The sequence below is a fragment of the Providencia xihuensis genome (assembly GCF_041953405.1).
Lineage (GTDB): Bacteria > Pseudomonadota > Gammaproteobacteria > Enterobacterales > Enterobacteriaceae > Providencia > Providencia vermicola.
The window spans coordinates 126,880-151,482 of the sequence record NZ_CP169565.1 but is presented as its reverse complement, the minus strand read 5'-3'; the positions used below and the strand labels follow the sequence as shown (position 1 = coordinate 151,482).

Here is a 24,603-nt window from a genome sequence, read left to right as displayed (position 1 = left end):
GAAATAGCACAAAATAATCAATTTGCTGATTATACGCCAAATAGGGCCTTTATGTAGAACTCAGGGAGGTAAATTTGTGAGAAGGTGCAATGTAACCTGTTAGTCGTCATTATCTTTACGGCATTCAGTGGATTAGGTTTCTTTTTTTCCCTCATAAAACTGGTTTATGAATATTTTAGGGACGCCCACTGCATCCCTTTGTCGGTAGCCTCATGGCATTTTTATTTATCTTTATGTTTTTTAGATAGTTAAAATATAACTTTGTGGATAAGCAAGACCTTATTTGGGCTAAAAATATTCACAAGGTATTACGTAATGAGGAAGCTGGCGATATCGGCCATTATAACCTTGGCCAAAAAGGGATTTATTGGGTTCTCAGCCTGTGCCTTATCGTCTTAACGGTAAGTGGAATTATTATTTGGCGTCCTTATTTCGCTGATTATTTTTCAATTTCGATAATTCGAGCAGCATTACTGGCACACTCACTTTCTGCAATAGCCCTGATAATTACGGTTGTTGTTCATGCTTATGCTGCCTTTTGGGTAAAAGGCTCTATCCGTAGCATGGTTGAAGGCTGGGTGACGCGTGGATGGGCAAGGAAACACCATCCTCGTTGGTATCGCGAAGTATTAGAAGAAGAAAAAGAGAAGAAAGAATAATCGTAAATTAAAACCGCCAAGCAGCGTCATTTATGGTACTGCTTGGCAGATTCCTCCCCGTAGATGCCCTTTATATCCCCGCACCAACACAACAACATCCACCCATAAATCAATTTATTTCAGTGAGTGAGACCTGTTTTAGAAAAATAAATTTTATCCTTCAAGAATTCCATTCTTTCTGTTTTCTTACACTTTTTAACGCGGTGAGAGAGTATGAAAAGTCACCATGATTAATCACTCACATTTAGGTATCATCACGTGTACTTATGACATATTGTGTTTAATTTTAGAAAAATTAATTATTTTTAGTTAATTTATCATTGGTATATAGCGAAATGTAACGAGGTATAAATGAGATCATAATGACTAAACGCAAATTTATTACACGCACAGAAGTTAACGCTCTATTAAATGCAACCAAACAGGGGAGATATCCCAATCGCGACTATTGCTTGTTATTAATGAGCTTCCTACATGGTCTAAGGGTTAGCGAACTTACTCACATCACAATGGCAGATATTGATTTAGCACAAAAAATAATCTACATCAGACGGTTAAAAGGGGGTTTATCCACTGTTCAACCGATAATTCCTGAAGAGTTTACTGCAATAGAAAGGTGGTTGTTAGAGCGAAATTCTTGGAAAACGTCCAGCTCAGATTGCTTGTTTATCTCACAAAAAGGGAGCCAAATCTCTCGCTACCAGATCTACCGTTTATTTGAACAATACGGCAAAATCGCAGGGCTACCCGTCAAACTTCACCCGCACATGTTAAGACATGCATGTGGGTATGCATTAGCTGACCTCGGTAGAGATACCCGATTAATTCAAGACTATTTAGGGCATCGAAATATTGCCCATACAGTAATTTATACCGCAAGTAATGAAAAACGTTTTAGTGGCATTTGGTCTAATCAATAGACAATTTAATGACTTGTATCAACATGGAACTAAAGTTCAATATTATAAAATGAATTAAACACCAAGAATGCCTCAGTTATTTAACCAATTGGTTTTATAAAACTGAGGTATTCTTATGAATGTTTGATGTGATGATTAATTTGAATACCACTAAATAGAGCCATCAATACGTTATTTTTCAACCCGCCAAAATAAGGTTAGTTAATAATTTTATTTATTCTTCTTTTACCAACTATCATAATTTAAATACTCGAAATATGAGTAATTAGTCAACCGCATGAATTTAACAATATATTATCAATATATATACGTGTAAATTACATTTTAACTCGTATTTAGAGAATCATATAAAGATATTTAATAAATAAAAAAATTAAAATCAAATTGTTTTAGCTTTTAATTTCATAAATAACCTCTAAATCAGACAAATGTAAAAATAATATAAAATCATAACCAAACAACAAGAAATATAATAAAAAATATTTTGAATAATAAATAAAAATCAATGAATTAAATAAAAAATGATTTAAAATCAAATGGTAATGCAACATAATAAATCAAAATGTTTAAAATGCCTAATAAGTATAATTCTGAGACTAACCAAAATCAAACAGCATAAAACTCTGTTTGTATTATTTATTTTAGAGGTAACCAGTAAATTATGTAAAAAATTGTCATCTACAACAAAAAGTTACCACCTGTGATATTTTCGCCAACAAAACCCACTAGATAAATACTCCAGATTTACTAACAAACAATATAAATTAAAGATTTTAATTCTGACACTTCCAATATATTAAACAAATTAGCTAAAACTAATTTAACGCAACATTTTGATTTATTTTGTTGCGTTTCCTGAGCAAAAAGAAAGCAAATCGTTTACTTTGCAAGCGGGTCTGACTGTGTAACCAAATTACATAAAGCTTTATTGGTGAGATATGAAAAATAACAAGTTAAAAACCAGTATAGATAATTTTCAGAAAATACTAACTGAGCAAATTGGTTTGGAGTTATTCCACCTTAGAAAAGAAAAAGGGCTAAGCGGTAAAGATCTAGCTAAAAAATTAAAAATATCACAACAACAAATTTCTCGATATGAAAGAGGAATATGTAGCATTAACTGTGGGATGTTATTTTCAATCTTATTCTATCTAGATACTAACCCTAGTGCGTTTTTCGAAAGTATAACATTGAAAATAAATGAAGAACATCCTAATGCTAATTCATTTATTCATAACAATGAAAACCTCTTCGATGAGCAAGATAATTGCCATTATATTTTTAATCGGCAATCAGAAATTATTCTAAATTCTTTATACAGCAAATAGTTATTTAAAAAATATAAAATTTTAACTATGCCCACTTAATTGTTGGGTAATCATCACGTTGTTATATATAAATGAGGTTCAAATGAAAAAAGTATTTTTAGCAGCTCTTGTTTCTGCCGCTATCGCTTCTCCAGCACTCGCTGATCAAGGGCATGGTAAAGTTACATTTAAAGGTGAAATCATCGATGCACCTTGCTCAATTAGTTCCGACTCTATTGACCAAACTGTATGGTTAGGCCAAATCGCTAACTCTGTTTTAGCAAATGGCGGTACTTCTAGTGCTAAACAATTCAACATTGAATTAGAAGACTGTGTATTCCCTAAAGATGCAGATGACAAAGTCTATAATGACAAAGTCAGCATCACATTCTCTGGTTCTAGTGCTGCATTCAACTCTAAATTATTAGGTGTAACTGGCTTAGATGCAACCGATCCAACTATTGCGGGTAACGTCGGTATTCAATTAACTGATACAAACGGAGCAGCATTAGATATGGGTGTTGCAACAGCACAAGAACACCAATTACAAGCGGGTGATAACACTCTACGTTATAGCGCTTATGTACAAGGTGCAAACGTTGCAGTAGATAAAATTCCATTAGGTAAATTCGAAGGCGTAACTAACTTTACCTTAACTTATAACTAATTGATTAGTTAAAGAGGAATACTCCTGTATTCCTCTATTAGTCACCTAATTAAGTCAGAGGTTAAAGTGAAAGGATTTATCTATTCGCCAAGAAATGTATCGTCTCTATTGCTTCTTACATTATTTCTTTCGCCACAAATGGCGGCATCACCTCATGGATGGGGAAAAGTCACAATGAACGGCGAAATAGTCGATACTGCCTGTGCAATAGATATCGGGTCAAGGGATCAGACCATTAATATGGGGGTTCTTCCAACAAGCTATATTCGCGAAGTTGGGAAAGGCCCCATAAAAGAATTCAATATTAAGCTCGTTGATTGCCGTTGGGAAAAATATTCAAAAGATAATAACGAATGGAATTCACTCGAAGTCACTTTTGATGGTCCATCAGAAGGTGATTTTTTCACACTCTCGGGTGAAGCAAAAGGAGTGCAATTGGCACTGCATGATATCTCGGGATACTCCATTACACCAGGGAAGCCATTGCCTGCACAAGGAATTACCCCTGGCACAATGATACTGAAATATCAAATGCAATTAGTCACCAATTATCATCCTGTTAAAGCGGGTAATTACCAAACCTTATTAAGGTTCAAGGTCGATTATTATTAATTCTAAAAGTTATATTGGTGTTTTAGGGATGTTTTTTATGTTTTTTAAACAACACAAAATAAATATAATAACGACAACGATAATGTTCGCTTTTGGGTCATTATCTGCCCAGTTATATGCTGCTGATACTATACAATTTAATACAGCATTATTTGATTTAGAAGACAAAAAAAACATCGATATTAAGCAATTCTCACGTGCTGGCTATATTATGCCTGGCACTTACCCTCTAAAAATACAATTAAATAAAGAAACTCTGCCTGAACAACGATTTTCTTTTTATGCGCCTGAAAATGACCCTGAAGCAAGCCTTGTATGTATTACACAAGAACAAGTCCAACAATTAGGGCTAACAGCGGACTCATTGAAGAAAATTACGTGGTGGCATAATAATGAGTGTCTTGATTTACTCAGTTTACCTGGCTTTCAAGCTCAGGGAGATTTATCTGACGCAACATTATACCTAAGTATTCCTCAAGCCTATCTTGAATATAGAACCGCTAACTGGGATCCACCCTCTCTTTGGGATGAGGGGATTTCAGGAGCTATTTTAGACTACAACATTAATGCAAGAGCCAATAAACCTCATGATAACAATAGTAATTATAATGTGACGGCAAATGGTGTTGCGGGTGTTAACCTCGGTGCATGGCGCTTCAGGGGCGATTGGCAGGGACGTGCTCAACGAGAAACTGGCTCAAACAGTAAAAATGAGCATGATTTCCAATGGAGCCGACTTTATGCTTATAAAGCTTTAACTAGCATTAAAGCAAAACTGACTTTGGGTGAAGACTATTTTAATACGGATTTATTCGACAGTTTTCGATTCACTGGGATTAGCTTACGCTCAGATATCTTAATGCTTCCACCGAACTTACGTGGATATGCGCCAGAAATCACAGGTGTTGCAACCACCAATGCAACGGTCATTATTAGTCAACAAGGGCGAGTTATTTACCAAGAACAAGTTGCTGCTGGGCCTTTTCGTGTCCAAAACTTAAGCGATGCAACGACGGGTAAACTGGATGTTCGAATCGAAGAACAGGATGGTTCTGTTCAAGAATATCAAGTTGAAACGGCTAATATCCCTTATTTAACGCGCCCAGGTAGTATTCGATATAAATTAGCAATGGGTCGACCAACCGATATGGATCACCATGTTAACGGAGACACATTCGCAAGTGGTGAAATGTCATGGGGAGTCACCAATGGTTGGTCATTGCTCGCAGGCTCATTAAATAGCCAAGACTATAATGCATTCAACGTAGGTGTAGGTCGCGATCTATTAGCATTTGGTGCTTTGTCTTTCGATATTACGCATTCTATTGCAAATATTCCGAATGATAAAAAACTGACAGGTAACTCTTATCGGATAAACTATTCGAAGCGCTTTGATGACTATGATAGCCAAGTCCAATTCGCAGGTTACCGCTTCTCTGAGCGCAGTTTTATGACTGTGACTGATTTTTTAACGGCTAAAGATTCAGGCGAACGCCAAGGCAGTAATAAGGAAATGTATGTGATTTCTCTAAATAAAAATTTTAGAGAACCAAGGATCACTGCTTATTTAAATTATTCGCACCAAACCTATTGGGATAAGCCAGAAAGCAATCGCTACAATTTAATGGTAACAAAAACCTTAGATTGGGGAAGCCTGAAAAATATTAATATTTCATTATCGGCGTACCGCAATAAATATAACGAAACAAATGATGACGGTCTTTATATTTCAGCATCAATGCCTTGGGGAAATGGTGCCAATATCGGCTATTCATTACAAGCAACACGGGACGACACCGTTAACCGGGCAACTTATTATGACAAGCTGTCTGATAGAACCAATTACCAAGTCAGCGCAGGGTCAACCAATAAAGGTGGAACCGCAAGCACCTATATTACTCATTACGGCGATAATACGAAGTTAACCGCAAATGCCAGCTATATTCACAATAATTACACGTCATTTGGATTAGGGGCTCAAGGCGGATTCACTATGACGTTAAAAGGTGCGGATGCTCACCGAGTTTCAAATATTGGCGGCACTCGTTTACTCATAGACACTGACGGCGTAGCTAAAATCCCCGTATCAGACCGTGGTATCCCTATTGCATCGAATGCATTCGGTAAAGTGGTCGTGCCTGACTTAAATAGTTACTACCGCAGTAAAGTTAAAGTCGATTTAAATGCATTACCGAATAATGCCGAGGTGACTGATTCTATTGTCCAGGCCACATTAACAGAAGGCGCAATTGGCTACCGTAAATTTAATGTATTGTCTGGTGAAAAAATGATGCTTTCAATGCGTATGTCTGACGGCTCTGCGCCGCCATTTGGTGCTCAGATTACTAATTTGAAAGGAAAAGAAACAGGGATCGTCACTGATAATGGATATGCCTACGTCAGTGGTATCAATCCAAATGAAGTCATGATTATTCATTGGGGTGGCGCAGCTCAATGTGAAATTCATTTTCCTGAGAACTTAGAAACAATTAGCCAAGGATTATTCATTCCTTGTAAGCCACTATCAAATAAACGTAATGAAACAGATAATAATCTGTAACTGAGTGATTGCTATGAAAAAATTAACTAATTTATATATCAGTACTATTTTATTAAGCAGTTTAGTTAGCGGAAGCGCTTTCTCAGCAATTGCTTTAGATAGAACTCGCATTATTTTTAATGGCGATCAAAAAAGCGTTTCAATTACTATTACCAATAAAAATAACCAACTGCCTTATTTAGCCCAAGGCTGGGTAGAAAATATTCAAGGAGTGAAAGTTACCTCTCCTTTTGCAGTATTACCCCCAGTGCAAAGAGTTGAACCCGAAAAATCAAGCCAAGTTCGTGTTGAAGCGCTTCCTGAAATAAACCAGTTACCTCAAGATAGAGAAAGCGTTTATTACTTTAATTTAAGAGAGATACCACCTAAAAGTGATAAGCCGAATGTTTTACAATTAGCATTACAAAGCAAAATTAAATTATTTTACCGCCCGAAAAGTATCATGCTAAGTGAAACGGAAATGTTGAATAACCCTTGGCAGGAAAAAACACAGCTTATTAAACAAGGCGACCAATATATTATTAAAAATCCAACGCCTTTTTATATCACCATTATTGGCGCTGCGGAGCGTATCAACTCACCAGTAAATCAAAACTTTAAAGCCGTTATGGTCGCACCATTTAGCGAAGAAAATTTAGGTGTCCCAAGTTCCACCGTTGGTGCGAACCCAGTACTAACCTACATCAATGACTACGGTGGCCGTCCTAAATTGCAATTCAAATGCCAAGCCAGCACATGTCAGGTTGTTCCTGAAAATAAATAGAGAGGAAAAGATGATTAATCAAAAAAGTCTTACCTTACTTCTCGGGCTTTCTCTGATATTTCCACCGTCTGTCATATATGGGGCGTCCTCGAATGCCTTTCATGACGCCACAGGAAATTGGGATGTCGAAGGCGCCAATGGAAAAATTTTTGTTTACGGCTCCTTAACTGAGAGTGCTTGCCATTTATCGATGGACTCTGCATTTCAATCTGTTGATTTGGGGAATGTTGAAACTGCGTCATTAAAAGCAATTGGCGCACAAGGCCATAAAACCCCGATTAATATTGAATTGCTGGATTGTATCGACACACCAACCGCCCTAAGAAATGATAAATCGGGCAATGTCACATGGAGCACTTCCCAGCCAGGGATGAAAATTCGGTTTATTGCCCCTGTCATTCCGTTTCGCCCTAACATTGCCAGCGTAGAAGGTGTTACTGGATTGGGATTACAAATCACCAACCCAAAAGGAAAAGAAATCGCCTTTGGTGAGTACAGCGAACCACAACTTATTTCGTCTGGGCAAAATATTTTAACTTATTACGTAGCCCCCGTCAGAGTTGCAGAAAAATTACAGGCAGGCGCATACCGAAGCATTATTTCTTTCCAAATAACCTATGAATAAGCTAATTCAATTAGCGGATAGAGCATTGAAGGTCTTTATATGAATAACTTAAATTTCAATTTTTACAAATTTAAAAAAATAATACTCTTCATGCTATTCAGTTTGTTATTTTTTTCATTACCGAGCCATGCAAAAAATGGCCAAATCGGTGAAATTAAGATAAGAGGACAGCTTGTCGCTGAAGCTTGCACGGTAAGGCCTGGTGATGAAAATATCATTGTAGATTTTGGTACTATCGTCAATAAGTATCTCTATATTAACCAAAAAACACCACTGGAAAATTTTAATATTCACCTAGATGACTGTGATAATAGTATCTTTAAAACAGTGACAGTTAAGTTTACTGGAACCGAAAATAGCTATTTACCAGGCCTCCTTGCATTAGATTCTGGCAGCATGGCTTCGGGTATAGGAATTGAAATTTTAGAATACAATGGTAAAAAAATTCCCATTAATAGTACGACGCCCGCATACAATCTAGAGAATGGCACAAATATATTAAGTTTTAATGCGAATGTGCAAGGGGAACCCGATGCAATAAAAAATAAAAGTATTGCATTTGGCCATTTTACTGCAACCGCTATTTTTAGTTTAATTTATGATTAAGGTATCAGTAACAATGAAGATATTAATATTACTTCTCGCAACCTTATTATTCTCCCCGACCATATTTGCATTCCAATGTAAAACAAATGGGGGCCAAGAGGTTGGCGGCGGAACACAAAGCATACAAGATGTTCCTCTTGATAATGATATTTTTGCTGTACCTAATCGAATTAATGAATTCGCGGATGTGAGCGACTTTATGACCTGCCGCAATGAAGCGCCATCCGCCTATGTCGACTACCTGAATGTCACAGGCGCTGACTTAGGCCCTGCGTTTAAAAATAATCCTGAATTAAAAGCTGGTGTTGTTGTACGCGGTGCTTATTATTTAGCACCATTTAGTGGTCAAGAAATTCCAGTTTTCCGTTTAACCACCGCTTCTGAGCCCTTGCAAATTAAGTTATATTTGCAAGTAAATGTTAAGCCTACACCTTCAGTTTTAGTCAGAAAAGGAGATTTATTGATGACCCTTGATCTCCATAAATATGCAACATTTGTAGGCAGCAACCAACATATTGACCACGCTTATTTTAAATGGAATTTCTATGCTGGAAATGATGTGGTTGTAGGAACAGGGACATGTGATATCAATGATAACCAAATCATTATTGTTGATTTTGAAACGGTTAATGCATCAGGTATTTCAACAGTGGGTAGTGCGAGCCGTTTTCAGCGTAATGTTGAGATCACATATAGCTGTGAAGATAATAACCTAACAGCACCAATAAAAATGATTTTAAGTGGTGAAACATCAACCTTTTCAGGAGATGCGCTACTCGTCAGAACAGGTGATATCGGCAGTCAAGGCCCGATCATGCCAGGATTAGGCGTAGAGATTTATCATCAAGGACAACGTGTTTCCCCAATGAATGGGCATTTCAATTCAAAAATCGAAAATGGCCATGGCAGAGATACATTAATGTTTACGTTAGTAAAGAAGCCAAATTTATCGCCAAATGAGCTCATCGAAGGCCAGTTTAACTCTGCAGCAACAATTATTATGTCTACACCATAGTGTTATAAAGAGGCTTTTACTTATTAAAAGCCTCTTTTGCATTAATTATTCACAATTCCCGACCGAGTAATATTTATCGAAAATAACTATATATTTTCGGCTTTTCTTTTTTAAGCGTACATCGTTAAACTCTTGATTAGGCAACAAATAAAAGACGTAAGGCTCCGAGTCATCATCAGCATCACAGCTGTCATGTAATAACACCCTAAAATAAGTATTACCCGTATTTTTTAGTACCCCATCATTTGAATTAAGGTTGTATTTAAAGTCAGGTTTTTTAGGTCTCACGACAAAATAGGTTTCTAAGCTAACCGTTGGGTAAAATAATGGCTGCTTTTTTTTCCCGTCATCATTACGCATATCCAAAGGCGTTTCGCTAATAATAATCTTATAATAGCGCTCAGTTTCATCCGCTTGCCCTCGATAAAAAATCTTAAAAAACTCCTGCTCTCCTGGTAATAAAATTTTCTTCAGCGGAGTAAAGATAATTTCACCATTGAGTATCGGCTCACCCTGTTCTTGGCCACCTGGTCTATCAATTTTATAAGCGCTAAAATTATATAAATTCGTTTTTTTCGTATCATTAACGTATGGCTTAGAAAAAAACTCTTGGCCCGAATCCATCGAAGAAATATCTGAGTTGATATATAACGCAAATGCGTTGTTGTAAAACGAAAACAACACCATCAAAAATAGGATTTTAAGCAAAGAGAAGCGTTTCATAATAAAAATCCGCTATTAAATTGAAGGAAGAATTGGTACCAATAAAAAAGCTACTTGCGTCTTTACAAGTAGCCACAAAATAGCCATTAAAGTTATTGAATATCAGGTCCCGTCCAAATCGCCTTAACGGTAATCGTCCCACTTGCTGAAACTGTCCCTAACCAATCAATACCGTCTAATGTGAAAAACGAATTAGCGTCATTCATTGGGAATGATAAGTCTAAATCAGTACGATAAAAAGAACCGAGATCTTCATTTGGCCGGTCCCAGGGGGTCTCCGCCCATAATGCGTTTTTCAATGAAATTTCATTATTATCACAACTAGCACGGTATGACTCCTTCACCCCACTGCCATTTTTAAATGAAAGGTAGGCAGAAAAAGGGACATTAAATTTGTTATCACTTGAAGTGAATAAACAGTACGACTGACCTTTTAATGTTGTTTGGGGCCCCTCAACTTTTGCCGTAATAGAGTCTGCCTGTCTTGGGCCACTGGTCGTCACAATGTAATTAAATTCTATCGGCGGCTCTTCGCTACCGACCTTACCCGTTTTCGATTGATTTGGATTAAAGTCTGCAGGAATAATGCTAATTCCATAATCTCTCGGTTTAATTATTAAGTAGTTTGATGGCGTAAATTCATAAAAACCAGACTGTGGCAGTGGAGATTGAAAACCAAATGTATAAACACTGTCTGCCAATGTCACGGTTGAATTTGGCGAGGCATCAACAATCGATTTTAAATACGCATTGGAAAGAAAGACTTCAATATTCTGTGAGCCATTATTAAAAATTTCAGACATATTTGTTGTTGAAGACCAATTTGTCCAACGTGTACTGTTAGTTCCTTTATATTTAATAGATGCCGCAGCTGGCGCCCTCGCTAAACCTAGCTTTGCACTATCAATATACATACGGACAGTAAATGAGCCACTAATTGATGAACCTTTGGTTTCTAACTCCACTAATTTACAAATCACACCAGAAGCATTTGCCACAATCCCTGTGGAACAAAAATTAGAACCCAGCCCAATGGTTGGATTCCCATTGCTGTCCACAAACACCTCTTGCAAGGCGCCAGTGCCTTTCAAAATAATGTTCCCTTTTTTATTGGTTGGAATGTAGTGTTGCTGTGTACTTGTTCGCCCCCCGCTGGTCATACACGTTGTATTACTTAAATTATAATCATCACGACTTGTACATGTTCTTAAATCAAACGTGTATTCGGTTCCTGGCGGGATTTCCGCTAACCAACGATAAAATGCTTCCGAGAAAATAGGCCTTGAATAACCCGATTCACCTGGCGTACCTGTTTGCTGTATTTTATATGCGCCATTATCCCGTAATTGCTGAGCAGGCCAATAAGAGGTTGCAGGGCAATTTCGGTTGTTCGTCATACAACGGTTTCCAATAAAGGGTTGGTTAACAGGGGAATTTTCTAACCAAATATCGCCTATATTATACGTTGAGCTAAATGGTGTACCTGTATATCCCATATAGCCTAAACTTAATTGACTATTACGCTGATATTTTGTGAAAACATTGGAACCCGAAAAACGCGGATCAACCCTATTTGCCACAATAAAAAATTCATTATCAACTTGGTTTTCAACAATGACATATTCTTGCAGGGGTGCGGTTGCTGCAAAAGAATTCGGCGTTAAAACAGCGAATGAAAAAAAGAGTGCTGTTATCGATAATAATCGCATATTAAATTAGCCTTTAAAGAGATAATTAACGTTTAGCAAATGCTTCTTGAGGCTCACAAGTCACCTCGCCAACCCACAATGCACCGCGTGCACCTTGCAGGTTTAAGTCTGCTTCACAAATAGTCTGTTGGTCGTCCTGTAATAACGATATCACTGGGTATCGAACATCAACGTCCATGGAAAACTCACCATTTTGGTCGGTTTTTGTTCGACCGATATGGTTTCGAATGGAAGCATATTTTATATATTCGCCATTAGGCGATTTCAGACGACCAAATACGGTCACTAGTTGCCTAACTTCAGGTTGATAAAGGGCAATATTTCCTGGATATAATGTAACGGACTTGTTTCGACCAGAGACAATATCAAAACTGTCTTTTGATTTGCCGTCATTCATTAATTGGATGTCATAATCAGAATAAGGAGACAATGGAATAAACGTATTTTTTCCACTAATTGGGTAGTTTTGGCCATTCACTTTCGCGACCATACTGCCACTACCTTTAATATCTGAATTAATAATCACGCCAGATTTACCTTGCTGCCCGCTAGGCGTGATCATTCCGTCACTATAGGCTACTGAGCCACGCGAAGTTAAGTTACCATTGAGCCGGTTATTATCAGGCCTATTAATCGTCACAGTCCCTGAATTATATTTTGTGTCGTAAGACGCATAGCCCAACGTTGAAAAATCAGACTCGCCATTATCTTTATCACGAACTAATTTTGAAACTGAAACACCTGCATTGGTAATCACGGAATTTTCAAAATTCTTATTCGCATAAATATTGGCTTTTACGTTACCGTTTGTCGAAGAAACGCCAGTACTAAGCCATGTAGAGAGCGGCAAAGAGAAATCAAGATTCACGTATTTTTCGTTGGTACTGTTTTGATTATCATAATGATAACGCTGAACACCCGCTCTTAATCCTACCGTGCCATAACGACCCGAGAATAATGTGTTCGCGTACTCATAGTTGATTGAATCACTGCCGACACGGCGGTCTTTGGTGTTACTAATAGTAAACGAGCCTGTTCTATCAATGATTTTGTCAAAGTTAATCGTGCCGCCGTAAGAATAGCTATCCGCATCATAAAGCGGTAAATCGCCCGTCACGACGGTCTTTTCTTTAGATGCCCATAAAGAACCGTACCCTTCGGGGATATTGACCGAAACCGTCGCAATATTACGGTGACTACCATGATTTTCTAACATGCCCTGCCAAGCAACTGAAATATAGTTATTTAAAGTGGCATTAACGCTGGTTTCTTGTACAACAAACTTATCAAACCCATAGTTGGACATTTGGAAACGAATACCCGATAACACTGGGAAGTTATAAGCAAAAGAAACACCCGCTAAATAACTTTTTTCAGGGGTCTGACTAGGTGAGCCTTCACCTCTCACATAATGGCGCTTATCAAAATCAATATATCCACCGTAAATTTCCCAATTTAGCTTGTCGTAATTTCCCGTTATCGCACCAAAGGATTTATTAATTGTTTGGTGCTGTGTGGTGACAACTTTCCCATCAACAACCGTTTCGATAGTGACTTCGTAAATACCATAAGGCAATACGCTCGTATCAACCTCAAAATTACCCATCGGGAAATTTTGAATGTTCAATAATTTACCTTGACGGTAAATACGCACTTCCCCAGGACTATTTAAAAAAGCATAAATGGGTGTTAATGACTGTTGTTTATTCACCACCATACTGGATGAATTATTCCCGATGGAAGCGGCATAAATTTTACTGCTACTAAGGGCGGTTAAACTGGCAATCGATTGTAAATTCCATGTGCTCATTAAACCTAGCGCAAAGCGAAATCCATTAAAATCACGTTCATACATTGCACGGTAAAGTTCAACGTTCGAATTCGATTTTCCAATACTGTACGCTGAGGCGTTCACATTAAAATGGTGCTCTGCAGCAGCAAATAAGGTATCTAAATTAAAATAGCTACTTGATGAATCTTTCGCGTCTTTGACTCGGCTCTGAAATACACCTAAATCATAATTGGCGACGGCTGAAAATGAATTAACTGAAGAATTTCCTAAGACAGATTGTCTCGCATGCTCTTTTGCTGCAAATGCGGCTTTATCAACATCTAATGATAGGTTGAATGAAGAGATGTTTAATTGAAGAACGGCATTGTTATCAATAACAATCCCATTATTTTCATTAAAAATAGCATTTTGCTTACTTTCAAGCTTATCAACTAATAAATTATTGAGTTTCGCACCCTGATCATTCTCAATGAGATGAAGACTTGATAATTTAATTTTACCCTGATCAATGACAATAACTGCATCCGCAATTTTGCTTTCACTCTGACTTTTTTTAGCCTCATCATTCAGACGTAAAAAAACAGGCACAGACATTCCTTCCTCCAATGCACTCACAAATGCAGGAGGAATAATATATCCGCCAATCTTAATACTTTTCATTTCATCAGCATTAATCGAATTCGAAAATATAATACTCAATATTGATAAAGCAATAGCACTCTTACGCATGATTTAAGTCCATTCTTCATTATTTGACAACAATGAACTCTCCTTTGTGCCAAATACCTACGCTTGATTTTTTATTTGAGAGATCGACAAATTGCAATTTAACGGCTAAATGTGGCATAAGGTAATATCGCTCACGACAAACACCATCCACTGCATATTTTTGCTTTTCTGCTAAACACGGTCCTGAAGCCACAACACGAAAAGAACTATTACCCGTATTCGCAACTTGGGAATTAATATATTGGTAATTAAAATTTTCAATTCTTGGTGCGACAACTAAAATCGTGCTAATTGTTGCCGATGTCGTTGCTGATGCTGATTTTGAACTTTGTGTAACACCACTTTCACCAATAGGGTCATCTTTCCAATTCAATCTGTAATAGCGTTCTTTATCGTCCTTTGGCCCCTGATAAATAATTTTAAACACATCTTTTGCTTTACCTGGCAGAATTAAATTAGCTGGTGTTGACAATATTTCATTAGGATCATTGACAGGAATAACCTTTCCATTTTCAAGTGGAGAGTCAATTTTTTCGATTGTTAGATTTACCAGCCTTGCTGTATCAACTGTATTTTCAATTTCTTTCGCTATCGTGTCTTCATCGGATGGTATTATCTCAGTAATATTCCCCACATTAACAGCGAAGCTATTTTTTAATGGGAGCCATGATAATAAAATTAATGCTAATGTTATTTTTTTCATAATCATAAATTTCTAAGAAAGGAATAACGATAAAGATATTATTTCCCTATAGTATCTTTATCGTAGTATTCAATTATCCAATAAAGGGATAATTAAGGAGCTGGAGTAAAAGTACCGTCCCAAGTCGCGGTAAATTGAACTTTTACATCACCATCCCATGTACCATCGGTCAGTGCTTTAAAGTCTGTTGCTGCACCAGCAGCTTCTGCGCTTGCAATAACAAAGGTGAATTCACCGCGGTCTGTTGCACGCTCAGAACCGTTATAGATACCATCAGCAGCTAAGTTATCTAAACCAGAAGTTAAGCCTTTTGATGTATCAATTAAAACTAAATCTGTATTTTTATTAAGATCTTCACCATTCCATTTAACACCAACCGTTAATTTAGAATCGTCAGTTGTTCTTGCTAATGTGTTCGCAATAATTTTTGATGCTAATTTAAAGTCTGTAGCGCCTGCTTGCCCTTGAATTGCAATATCGAACGCACCATTTTGCTGGTTAAAGCTTTTTTGGCCTTCAGCATAATTAAACGTTAAACTTTTTAATGGAGTAACAACTAACATACTTGTTGTATCTTTAATTGCGGTTGCTTGCCAAGTTGCAGTCGCTTGAGCTGTACGTGTATCGGCATTAGCAACGGTTGCAAAAGACGCAGCAATAACTGTTGATAGCAAAACAGATGCCATTTTTTTATTTAACATATTATTCTCTCTAATTTAATTTATATCAAAAAATAATTACATAGTATAAAAAACACTTTTAACCGTGCTTTTTATAAAATATAATCAATAAAATAATCAGAAAACCTGATTATTTTATTCTGCCTGTTCTAATAATTAGAAATTATTAATGAAGCTTTTAGTAGAATAGCCTTTCCATGAAAGGTATTTATTTTTACTTTCGTTTTTATCTGTTTTTATTCCAATCACTGATTCATCTTCAAGAAATCGAAGTACGTCAATCCATCTTTTATCTAATATTCTCAAAAATTGTTCTAATTGATCTAACGTGATAGCTGTGGTCCCTATTTCATAACGTGAGATTTGCTGTTGACTAATATTCATTAATTTAGCCATCTGTTTTCCTGTCATGTTTCTTTCTTTACGGGCACGTCTTAAAAAAATACCGACATGACAACTAATTATATTAGATTTCATTAACCACACTCCAATATAAAATAATTAATTAAACATTTAACTTTTATTAATAATAAATACATTAAAATAAGAGTAAAAACGTTTATATCGATCGAATCGCTTTATTTGATAGGTGTAGACTATTAAATGATGAATATCGATCACTTTAACTGATTGATATACACATTTAACGTGTATTTAAGTTAAGGAATGGATAATTAACTATATGATAAATATATTAATTAAATATTATTAGTATATTATAATTTATGGAGTGTATTATTGAGAGTAATTCCGAACGATTAATTACTCTCATAAGGATTAAAACACATAAAGTTACATTGAATTACAAATTGACACAAAACACATTAATTTTAATTATAAAAACTCATAATATGAGTGAAACAATAAACTATAAATATGGATGATTTTAGTTTTACCCATAAAAAGTAATGGCCAAGCCAATATTTATCTCTAAAAAAATAAAAATTCAACTTAATAAACCAATGAAAAAGTAAGCCAAAATGCGACTATCAGCCTATTCTCGTGATGTATTTACCTTTACCAATATTACGAGTATGCGTAAATTAAATTTATCATCGATATTTAGGCGATTACGCGTTTAAACCCAAAAAAGAAGCCAGCCTCTTTAACACACTACATCGATATTAAGTGGATTTACCTAGAATAACAAACGATATTATAACAATGGGAATTTATTAACGTTATCTAGCTAAGAGCGCCATATAAAATAGCGCTCTGGTACTCATCAATTTTCTGCTCTATCCAAGGACTAATTCTTACATGAATTCAACCGTTTTACCGTTTCTTCAATATCGATTTCATCTTCTGAAAACGTCAATGTGGTGCCATGTAGCGTAGTGATAGCTAATTTTTTCAGTGAGCGCATATCACCAGGTTTAATTTCCGTTTTTGGACGAATGCTGCTCATCAGCGCACCTACCGATAACACGGTATTCGCTTTATCAATACCCGCATCTGCGGGAACTTCTTCACTGTATACAAGGAAAGATTTAATTGAAGTGATTTTCAAACGCTCGCCCGCAATAAAAATATACTTGCTTTCAGGGATCACTTTAACAGCAAAAGCAGACAAGCCTTTATTATTGGTTGTTGGTTCAAAGGTGATTTCTGCACCCTTTTTGATCAGTTCAGGGTTAGCAACCTTAATCACATGGAAATAACGGTTATCTCCGTTCTCATCTTTGATAAATCCAAAGCCTTTATCTTCAAACCACGTTGTGATTGTTCCTTTCATTGCATTACCACCTAATTAATCGTTTTAAACTCAGTTTCTCTGACGGCAGTATAAAGCACAATGTAGGCTCAGACCATGCCTTTGGTTTTTAGCTGGATGATAAATTTACAACACCCCAAGGCGACGGCAGATGATAAATTAGTTATTATTCTTTCCCCTTTTTTATTTAGAGAAGTCGATGTCTACGATTATTGATACCTTTATTGCCCCGCCTTGCTATGAGCAGGTTGATGTCCTCTATCAAGACGAACATTTACTGATTATCAATAAACCTTCGGGATTACTCAGCCTTTCAGGGAAAAACCCTCAGAATTTAGATTCTGTACATTATCGACTGGTGAAGTTATTTCCAGATTGTACCCTTGTCCATCGATTAGATTTTGGCACTTCAGGGCTGATGATCATTGCCCTTAATAAAGTCATCAATGCCGCACTTTGCCAACAGTTTAGCCAACGTACTGTTGCTAAAGTTTATCAAGCGCTACTGTGCGGGCACTTGAATGATAACGAAGGGATAATTGATGCGCCGATAGCAAAAGACCCAGCTTTATTTCCACGGATGTCTATTTGCAAAGTGAATGGAAAACCCGCACGTTCCCGTTATTTGGTACTGGAACGCTTTCAACAAGAAATAGTGGGTGGTACAACTGTCCCATTAACACGAGTGCAGCTCACCCCTGAAACGGGGCGCACCCACCAGCTACGTATTCATTGCCAATATTTGGGGTATCCCATTTTGGGGTGCGATTTATATGGCGGCGAGTGTTTACCAGGTACAGAACATGCACCAAGGCTGATGTTACACGCCAGCGAGCTACGTTTTACACATCCGATCAGCCACAAACCACTTCATTTTATTCATGATAGCCCGTTCTAATACTCTATATAGCCCAAACTTTAATACTTTAAATAATTCAAGTTGCAGCTAGGCGACAAGAGAATGAGACGCTAGGAGCATACATAAGTATGTGACTAGTGCGAATGAACGCGGTCAACAACGCTGCGGTTTGAAACGGTCATTTAATACTCTAAACTGCCTTTAATACTCTAAATAATTCAAGTTGCAGCTAGGCGACAAGAGAATGAGACGCTAGGAGCATACATAAGTATGTGACTAGTGCGAATGAACGCAGTCAACAACGCTGCGGTTTGAAACGGTCTTTTAATACTCTAAACTGCCTTTAATACTCTAAATAATTCAAGTTGCAGCTAGGCGACAAGAGAATGAGACGCTAGGAGCATACATAAGTATGTGACTAGTGCGAATGAACGCGGTCAACAACGCTGCGGTTTGAAACGGTCATTTAATACTCTAAACTGCCTTTAATACTCTAAATAATTCAAGTTGCAGCTAGGCGACAAGAGAATGAGACGCTAGGAGCATACATAAGTATGTGACTAGTGCGAATGAACGCAGTCAACAACGCTGCGGTTTGAAACGGTCTTTTAATACTCTAAACTGCCTTTAATACTCTAAATAATTCAAGTTGCAGCTAGGCGACAAGAGAATGAGACGCTAGGAGCATACATAAGTATGTGACTAGTGCGAATGAACGCGGTCAACAACGCTGCGGTTTGAAACGGTCATTTAATACTCTAAATAATTCAAGTTGCAGCTAGGCGACAAGAGAATAAGACGCTAGGAGCATACATAAGTATGTGACTAGTGCGAATGAACGCAGTCAACAACGCTGCAGCTTGAAGTATGACGAGTATTACCACATCAAATCATCAGGGATCTGGAACTCAGCGTACGGATCATCTTCATCCTGAGCTTCTTCACTCAACGCATTATTTAATACAATACTATCCACATCCCTTTGAGTAATTTTATCGGCCACAACCGCAGGAATAATCGCGTAGCCATTTACATCACTGTTATCAATGATTAAACGAGCAATCGCCAAGCGACCACTAATCAATTGTTTTTGTGTGGTTTTATCTACCATCACTTGTTTAATAACATTGTTGTCGGTGAAGTTAAAAGCGATATCGCCTTTCGCTATTTCAATTTTATTCATTTCGATCAGCTGCTTCACTTGCGCTTTGTATTCTTTTGACAGTGCAGCTTGTTTTTGTTGCTCACTCAGCTGTTTGTCACGCTCAAGCTGTGCTTTTTTGTTTTCTTCGACCGCTTCTCTGGCTTCCCGAGCTTGTACCCGTGATTTTTTCGCAGTTCGTTGAACTTTAGCCATTTTTTTACTGGTGACAAGCCCTGCCTGTAGCATCTGTTCTTGTAAAGTGAGTTTTGCCATTTCTATTTCCGCATCAATAAAATTGTCAGTGAGATAATGGGGGATTATACCTGTAATTTTTGAGTCTGTACGGAGTCAGCATATGAATGCAAATTAAAGGACAAAAGTTCATTAACTTGATGCCAACCACACTCTAACCAATAGTTTTCACCATCTCAAACAATACAAATGAATAACTAAATATACATAAGATAAGATAAATCAAAAGACACCTCACCATACCAATAGATAAAATGCACAGAATCAACTCAAAATAAGGCTTATCGAAAATTAAACACCGATCACATTAATATACATTTGATAATGTATACTTTACACATGTAAAGCAATGATGATAATAACAAGAGTAAGGGGATTTGTTATGTTGGACTCAATTCCAGCAGGCTACAAGCCGCTGACATGTGAAACACTGCCACTTTATCTAGCTTCTCAATTGACCGAGTCATCTGAATTGGGCGGAACGCCTGAACAATGGAAAGTCAGTGAAGTGGGTGATGGTAATCTGAACATGGTGTTCCTTGTAAAAGGAACGCTCAAAACAATCGTCGTTAAACAAGCTCTGCCTTGGGTTCGTGCAGGTGGGGAAAGTTGGCCATTATCGCTGACTCGAGCTGGTTTTGAATATAATATCTTATCGCAAGAAGCCCACTGTGCAGGTCACGAGCTCGTCCCTGAAGTCTATTTTTATGACCAAGAGATGGCTCTATTTGCGATGGAGTACCTTTCACCCCACATCATCCTTCGTAAAGAGGTGATGGCAGGGAAAAAGTTTCCAAATCTCGCTGAAGATATTGGAACCTTTATCGCCAAAACCCTTTTTTATACCTCTGATATCGGTATGCCAGCTGATCAGAAAAAAGCGCTGACAGCCAAATTTGCACTCAACCATGAGCTTTGCAAAATTACAGAAGACCTTATCTTTACTGAGCCATATTTCAACGCTGAACGTAACAACTGGCTATCTCCTGAGCTTGATCAAGCTGTCGAAAAGATGTGGCAAGATAAAGAAATGATCCAAGTTGCCATGCGTTATAAATACAAATTTATGACTGAAGCACAGGCATTATTACATGGCGATTTACACTTAGGGTCTGTCATGGTGACAGAGACTGATACAAAAGTCATTGACCCTGAGTTTGGGTTTATGGGGCCGATGGCTTTCGATATCGGAAACTACATGGGTAATCTACTCATGGCCTTCTTCTCGAGACCAGCCTGGGATGAAAACACATCAAACCGCGTCGAATATCAAAATTGGCTTCTCAACCAAGTTGAGACAACCTGGTCTGTGTTTGTGCAACGTTTCCGCCAACTGTGGAATAGCAAAATAGAAGGCGATGCATGGCCTTTAGCGCTCTATCAAAATGAGCTTGGCCATCAAGCCTTACAAGAAGCCCAAGATCAATTCTTCACCACTCTTCTCGAAGATACTTTAGTCAATGCAGGTATGGAAATGAACCGCCGAATCGTTGGATTTGCTGGCGTTGCGGAGTTCAAACAGATTAAAGACACAGCACTTCGCGCGGAATGCGAACAACGCGCACTCACCCTGGCTCGCGAGCTTATTGTCCATGCCTATCGCTATAAAGACATGGCTTCCGTTATTCAATTAGCCAAAAAACAGTAAGAGGAACGCATGAATATTGAAGGGAAACACTACCGTACCGTTTGGGTCTCCAAAGATGGAAAGGCCGTAGAAATTATCGACCAAACCAAACTACCGTTTAAGTTTGAATTGCTAACACTCAACTCCGCACAAAAAGTGGCTACCGCCATCCAAGAGATGTGGGTACGCGGTGCACCACTGATCGGCGTTGTTGCCGCCTACGGAATGGCACTTGGTATGCAACATGATCCGAGTGATAAAAACCTGCAATCGAGCTATGACCTTCTTATTAAAACTCGCCCAACGGCTATCAACCTAAAATGGGCTCTCGATAGAATGATGGCAAGTTTGAAAGATGCACCAGAACAAAAACGCCGTGATATCGCTTGGGAGCTTGCTGGAAAATTAGCAGATGAAGATGTCGAACTGTGTGAGCAAATTGGCCGTCATGGCGTTGAAATTATTCGAGAAATCGCACAGAAAAAACCTGCGGGTAGCGTCGTGAATATTCTCACTCACTGTAACGCAGGTTGGCTTGCAACAGTGGACTGGGGAACCGCGCTTTCGCCTATCTATAAAGCCCATGAAGAAGGCATTAAAGTGCACGTTTGGGTAGATGAAACTCGCCCACGTAATCAAGGGGGACTAACTGCATTTGAATTAGGCTCACACGGCGTACCACACACGCTGATTGCGGATAATGCTGGCGGTCACCTCATGCAACACGGAGAAGTTGACCTCTGCATCGTCGGAACTGACCGAACCACAACGCAAGGAGATGTCTGCAATAAAATTGGTACCTATCTTAAAGCCCTCGCTGCTTATGATAATCAAATTCCATTCTATGTGGCGCTTCCCTCACCAACAATTGACTGGACACTTAAGGATGGGAAAACAATTCCTATTGAACAACGTAATGGCACAGAGCAATCACATGTCTATGGGATCAACCCTCAAGGGGAACTAAGTTGGGTGAATACGGCTCCCGAAGGAACATCATGTGGGAATTATGCTTTTGATGTCACTCCCGCTAGATATATCACAGGCTTAATCACCGAACGGGGAGTGTGTGGCGCGAATGAGCCTGCACTCAGTAGCATGTTTGCTGATCTAAAAAATGCGGCTATTTAATTGAGCCCGCATGCATAAGATGCAGGTTTTTAAGGAACGAAGATGAAAAGACTCACGTTAGCAGCGGATATCATTACTACCTGTCTAGAGATGAATGCTTCAGGGCTCAATCAGGGGACATCAGGTAATGTTAGCGTCCGGTATCTTGATGGCATGCTCATCACACCAAGCGGCATACCTTACGCGAAAATGACACCAGATATGATTGTCTTTGTGGATGGTCAGGGCATTTCAGAACCTGGGAAAATACCGTCAAGCGAATGGTTATTTCATCTGTCTTGTTATCAGGCTAGGCCTGAGTTAAACGCTGTCATTCATACTCACGCGGTCAACTGTACTGCCGTCTCTATCATGAACCATGATATTCCAGCAATTCATTACATGATAGCTGTGACAGGAACAGATCATATTCCCTGTATTCCGTACCATACATTTGGCAGTGCTGAGCTCGCCAACAGCGTATTTGAAGGTATTAAATCCAGTAAGTCGCTTCTTATGCAACATCACGGGATGATAGCCATGGAAACCTCATTGGAAAAAACACTTTGGCTTGCAGGAGAAACTGAAACGCTAGCTGAGCTTTACATCAAAACAGGCGGACTACACAGCAAAGTCCCTACATTATCTAAAGAAGAAATGACAAAAGTCATCGGAAAATTTAAAACGTACGGCTTAAAAACCGACGATTAAATTCACCTATTTTCACATCGATGACAGCCATGGTCGAAAATGGCTGTCAACCTCTATCTATAACGATTAATAATAACTACCTCAAGGAGTTATGTATGTTTATCGTGGAATCATATCCTATAGCAATAATTATGTGTTTTATCACGATGATTTGTTGGGGGTCATGGGCTAACACAACAAAACTGGTCAGTAATAACAAATGGGAGTTTCCGCTATTTTATTGGGACTATTCCATCGGCGTTTTAGTCTGCTCATTGCTGTTCGCTTTCACTCTCGGTTCGATCGGAGAAGAAGGCCGAGACTTTGTTTCGGATATTCTGCAGGCGGATATCAATATTATCTTCCTTCCAATACTTGCAGGGATGATTTTTAACGTCTCAAACATCCTTCTTGTCGCGTCCATTAGTTTAGCGGGAATGGCCGTCGCATTCCCTGTTGGCGTAGGTTTAGCGTTGGTTCTTGGCGTGATCACCACCTATATAGGTAGTCCGCAAGGTGATCCAACCATTCTATTCTTAGGCGTTGGTTGTGTTGTTGCAGCTATCATCTTAACCGCGATTACATACAGCAGAGTCACTCAGTCATCAGATAAAAGTCGACGTAATAAAGGTCTGATAACCGCTATTTTTGCGGGTATCATCATGGGGTCATTTTTCCGCTTCTTAGCACAGTCCATCTCTGGCAATTTAAGTGAACCTGAAGCAGGGCTGATGACACCTTATACTGCACTTGTGCTATTTGCACTGGGTCTATTTTTATCCAACTTTGTGCTTAATACGCTCGTGATGAAAAAACCCATTGTTGGGGAGCCCGTTCAAGGGAAAATGTATTTCTCGGGTAGTTTACGTGACCATTTGTGTGGCTGGTTAGGCGGCATAATCTGGTGTATCGGCTTAGGGTTCAGCCTCATTGCCTCTGGCCAAGCAGGGTATGCAATATCTTATGGGTTAGGCCAAGGGGCGACGATGATTGCGGTTATCTGGGGCGTATTTGTTTGGCGTGAATTTGCCAACGCACCCGCTGGCACGAATAAATTGATCATGGCAATGTTCTTCCTGTATATCGCAGGCATTGTCCTCATCATCGCCGCGAATCAGTAAAATATTTCGCCCCATG

At 38.3% G+C, this 24,603-nt stretch carries 22 protein-coding genes and 1 pseudogene; 15 read left to right on the top strand and 8 right to left on the bottom strand.

Annotated features, from left to right (window positions below; genetic code table 11):
* Positions 1–72 precede the first annotated feature (72 nt).
* From ACE2AL_RS00660 to ACE2AL_RS00615, 10 genes and pseudogenes are all read left to right on the top strand, one after another.
* Positions 73–659, top strand: a pseudogene (locus tag ACE2AL_RS00660) (formate dehydrogenase subunit gamma).
* Positions 660–1,021: 362 nt separating this feature from the next.
* A complete protein-coding gene (locus ACE2AL_RS00655) occupies positions 1,022–1,579 on the top strand; it encodes a tyrosine-type DNA invertase (protein WP_206085157.1) in 558 nt (185 codons plus the stop codon).
* A gap of 938 nt (positions 1,580–2,517) precedes the next feature.
* Positions 2,518–2,907, top strand: a complete 390-nt coding sequence (locus ACE2AL_RS00650) for a helix-turn-helix domain-containing protein (protein ID WP_206085158.1) — start codon at positions 2,518–2,520, stop codon at positions 2,905–2,907.
* An 82-nt stretch (positions 2,908–2,989) separates the two neighbouring features.
* Positions 2,990–3,553, top strand: coding sequence for a fimbrial protein (locus ACE2AL_RS00645; RefSeq protein ID WP_094960889.1), 564 nt, complete (start codon positions 2,990–2,992; stop codon positions 3,551–3,553).
* A 66-nt stretch (positions 3,554–3,619) separates the two neighbouring features.
* On the top strand, positions 3,620–4,165 hold the full coding sequence (locus ACE2AL_RS00640; RefSeq protein WP_375083826.1) for a fimbrial protein: 546 nt from the start codon (positions 3,620–3,622) through the stop codon (positions 4,163–4,165).
* A 28-nt stretch (positions 4,166–4,193) separates the two neighbouring features.
* The gene (locus ACE2AL_RS00635; RefSeq protein WP_206085159.1) at positions 4,194–6,725 is read left to right on the top strand and encodes an outer membrane usher protein; all 2,532 of its coding nucleotides are present in this window, start codon (positions 4,194–4,196) and stop codon (positions 6,723–6,725) included.
* 13 nt (positions 6,726–6,738) lie between these two features.
* Positions 6,739–7,488 (top strand): fimbria/pilus periplasmic chaperone, encoded by a 750-nt coding sequence (locus ACE2AL_RS00630; RefSeq protein ID WP_206085160.1) that lies wholly within the window; start codon positions 6,739–6,741, stop codon positions 7,486–7,488.
* Positions 7,489–7,498: 10 nt separating this feature from the next.
* On the top strand, positions 7,499–8,113 hold the full coding sequence (locus ACE2AL_RS00625) for a fimbrial protein (protein ID WP_206085161.1): 615 nt from the start codon (positions 7,499–7,501) through the stop codon (positions 8,111–8,113).
* A gap of 39 nt (positions 8,114–8,152) precedes the next feature.
* The gene (locus ACE2AL_RS00620; protein WP_206085162.1) at positions 8,153–8,719 is read left to right on the top strand and encodes a fimbrial protein; all 567 of its coding nucleotides are present in this window, start codon (positions 8,153–8,155) and stop codon (positions 8,717–8,719) included.
* 13 nt (positions 8,720–8,732) lie between these two features.
* Complete coding sequence (locus ACE2AL_RS00615) at positions 8,733–9,734, top strand: fimbrial protein (RefSeq protein ID WP_241016866.1); 1,002 nt, start codon at positions 8,733–8,735, stop codon at positions 9,732–9,734.
* 45 nt (positions 9,735–9,779) lie between these two features.
* On the opposite strand, the gene ACE2AL_RS00610 is transcribed toward ACE2AL_RS00615, so the two are convergent.
* The 7 genes from ACE2AL_RS00610 to ACE2AL_RS00580 all read right to left on the bottom strand — a co-directional run bounded on the left by ACE2AL_RS00610 (position 9,780) and on the right by ACE2AL_RS00580 (position 17,805).
* Entirely contained in the window at positions 9,780–10,457 is a 678-nt protein-coding gene (locus ACE2AL_RS00610) for a fimbrial protein (protein WP_206085164.1), read from the bottom strand.
* 92 nt (positions 10,458–10,549) lie between these two features.
* Complete coding sequence (locus tag ACE2AL_RS00605) at positions 10,550–12,166, bottom strand: fimbrial protein (RefSeq protein ID WP_206085165.1); 1,617 nt, start codon at positions 12,164–12,166, stop codon at positions 10,550–10,552.
* A gap of 25 nt (positions 12,167–12,191) precedes the next feature.
* Positions 12,192–14,687, bottom strand: coding sequence for a TcfC E-set like domain-containing protein (locus ACE2AL_RS00600; protein WP_206085166.1), 2,496 nt, complete (start codon positions 14,685–14,687; stop codon positions 12,192–12,194).
* Between the two features lie 19 nt (positions 14,688–14,706).
* Positions 14,707–15,390 (bottom strand): hypothetical protein, encoded by a 684-nt coding sequence (locus ACE2AL_RS00595; protein WP_206085167.1) that lies wholly within the window; start codon positions 15,388–15,390, stop codon positions 14,707–14,709.
* 92 nt (positions 15,391–15,482) lie between these two features.
* Complete coding sequence (locus tag ACE2AL_RS00590) at positions 15,483–16,091, bottom strand: common pilus major fimbrillin subunit EcpA (protein ID WP_206085168.1); 609 nt, start codon at positions 16,089–16,091, stop codon at positions 15,483–15,485.
* 135 nt (positions 16,092–16,226) lie between these two features.
* Positions 16,227–16,547, bottom strand: coding sequence for a helix-turn-helix domain-containing protein (locus tag ACE2AL_RS00585; RefSeq protein WP_206085169.1), 321 nt, complete (start codon positions 16,545–16,547; stop codon positions 16,227–16,229).
* Positions 16,548–17,319: 772 nt separating this feature from the next.
* Positions 17,320–17,805 (bottom strand): cold-shock protein, encoded by a 486-nt coding sequence (locus tag ACE2AL_RS00580; protein WP_206085170.1) that lies wholly within the window; start codon positions 17,803–17,805, stop codon positions 17,320–17,322.
* A 178-nt stretch (positions 17,806–17,983) separates the two neighbouring features.
* Between ACE2AL_RS00580 and ACE2AL_RS00575 the strand changes: the two genes are divergently transcribed.
* Positions 17,984–18,682: an RluA family pseudouridine synthase gene (locus ACE2AL_RS00575; protein ID WP_206085171.1), complete on the top strand. Its 699-nt coding sequence runs from the start codon at positions 17,984–17,986 to the stop codon at positions 18,680–18,682.
* 838 nt (positions 18,683–19,520) lie between these two features.
* On the opposite strand, the gene ACE2AL_RS00570 is transcribed toward ACE2AL_RS00575, so the two are convergent.
* Positions 19,521–20,060 (bottom strand): DUF2058 domain-containing protein, encoded by a 540-nt coding sequence (locus tag ACE2AL_RS00570; protein WP_206085172.1) that lies wholly within the window; start codon positions 20,058–20,060, stop codon positions 19,521–19,523.
* 361 nt (positions 20,061–20,421) lie between these two features.
* Between ACE2AL_RS00570 and mtnK the strand changes: the two genes are divergently transcribed.
* The 4 genes from mtnK (at position 20,422) to ACE2AL_RS00550 (ending at position 24,587) form a co-directional block, all read left to right on the top strand.
* A complete protein-coding gene (gene mtnK, locus ACE2AL_RS00565) occupies positions 20,422–21,687 on the top strand; it encodes an S-methyl-5-thioribose kinase (RefSeq protein ID WP_375083825.1) in 1,266 nt (421 codons plus the stop codon).
* A 9-nt stretch (positions 21,688–21,696) separates the two neighbouring features.
* Positions 21,697–22,797 (top strand): S-methyl-5-thioribose-1-phosphate isomerase, encoded by a 1,101-nt coding sequence (mtnA, locus tag ACE2AL_RS00560; protein ID WP_206085174.1) that lies wholly within the window; start codon positions 21,697–21,699, stop codon positions 22,795–22,797.
* A gap of 42 nt (positions 22,798–22,839) precedes the next feature.
* Positions 22,840–23,487 (top strand): L-fuculose-phosphate aldolase, encoded by a 648-nt coding sequence (locus tag ACE2AL_RS00555; protein ID WP_206085175.1) that lies wholly within the window; start codon positions 22,840–22,842, stop codon positions 23,485–23,487.
* 95 nt (positions 23,488–23,582) lie between these two features.
* A complete protein-coding gene (locus ACE2AL_RS00550; RefSeq protein WP_206085176.1) occupies positions 23,583–24,587 on the top strand; it encodes a multidrug DMT transporter permease in 1,005 nt (334 codons plus the stop codon).
* Positions 24,588–24,603 lie beyond the last annotated feature (16 nt).

Coding starts and splice junctions, on each gene's coding strand:
- ACE2AL_RS00655 (WP_206085157.1), top strand. CDS start 1,022: ATGACTAAACGCAAATTTATTACACGCACAGAAGTTAACGCTCTATTA.
- ACE2AL_RS00650 (WP_206085158.1), top strand. CDS start 2,518: ATGAAAAATAACAAGTTAAAAACCAGTATAGATAATTTTCAGAAAATA.
- ACE2AL_RS00645 (WP_094960889.1), top strand. CDS start 2,990: ATGAAAAAAGTATTTTTAGCAGCTCTTGTTTCTGCCGCTATCGCTTCT.
- ACE2AL_RS00635 (WP_206085159.1), top strand. CDS start 4,194: ATGTTTTTTATGTTTTTTAAACAACACAAAATAAATATAATAACGACA.
- ACE2AL_RS00630 (WP_206085160.1), top strand. CDS start 6,739: ATGAAAAAATTAACTAATTTATATATCAGTACTATTTTATTAAGCAGT.
- ACE2AL_RS00625 (WP_206085161.1), top strand. CDS start 7,499: ATGATTAATCAAAAAAGTCTTACCTTACTTCTCGGGCTTTCTCTGATA.
- ACE2AL_RS00620 (WP_206085162.1), top strand. CDS start 8,153: ATGAATAACTTAAATTTCAATTTTTACAAATTTAAAAAAATAATACTC.
- ACE2AL_RS00615 (WP_241016866.1), top strand. CDS start 8,733: ATGAAGATATTAATATTACTTCTCGCAACCTTATTATTCTCCCCGACC.
- ACE2AL_RS00610 (WP_206085164.1), bottom strand. CDS start 10,457: ATGAAACGCTTCTCTTTGCTTAAAATCCTATTTTTGATGGTGTTGTTT.
- ACE2AL_RS00605 (WP_206085165.1), bottom strand. CDS start 12,166: ATGCGATTATTATCGATAACAGCACTCTTTTTTTCATTCGCTGTTTTA.
- ACE2AL_RS00600 (WP_206085166.1), bottom strand. CDS start 14,687: ATGCGTAAGAGTGCTATTGCTTTATCAATATTGAGTATTATATTTTCG.
- ACE2AL_RS00595 (WP_206085167.1), bottom strand. CDS start 15,390: ATGAAAAAAATAACATTAGCATTAATTTTATTATCATGGCTCCCATTA.
- ACE2AL_RS00590 (WP_206085168.1), bottom strand. CDS start 16,091: ATGTTAAATAAAAAAATGGCATCTGTTTTGCTATCAACAGTTATTGCT.
- ACE2AL_RS00585 (WP_206085169.1), bottom strand. CDS start 16,547: ATGAAATCTAATATAATTAGTTGTCATGTCGGTATTTTTTTAAGACGT.
- ACE2AL_RS00580 (WP_206085170.1), bottom strand. CDS start 17,805: ATGAAAGGAACAATCACAACGTGGTTTGAAGATAAAGGCTTTGGATTT.
- ACE2AL_RS00575 (WP_206085171.1), top strand. CDS start 17,984: ATGTCTACGATTATTGATACCTTTATTGCCCCGCCTTGCTATGAGCAG.
- ACE2AL_RS00570 (WP_206085172.1), bottom strand. CDS start 20,060: ATGGCAAAACTCACTTTACAAGAACAGATGCTACAGGCAGGGCTTGTC.
- mtnK (WP_375083825.1), top strand. CDS start 20,422: ATGTTGGACTCAATTCCAGCAGGCTACAAGCCGCTGACATGTGAAACA.
- mtnA (WP_206085174.1), top strand. CDS start 21,697: ATGAATATTGAAGGGAAACACTACCGTACCGTTTGGGTCTCCAAAGAT.
- ACE2AL_RS00555 (WP_206085175.1), top strand. CDS start 22,840: ATGAAAAGACTCACGTTAGCAGCGGATATCATTACTACCTGTCTAGAG.
- ACE2AL_RS00550 (WP_206085176.1), top strand. CDS start 23,583: ATGTTTATCGTGGAATCATATCCTATAGCAATAATTATGTGTTTTATC.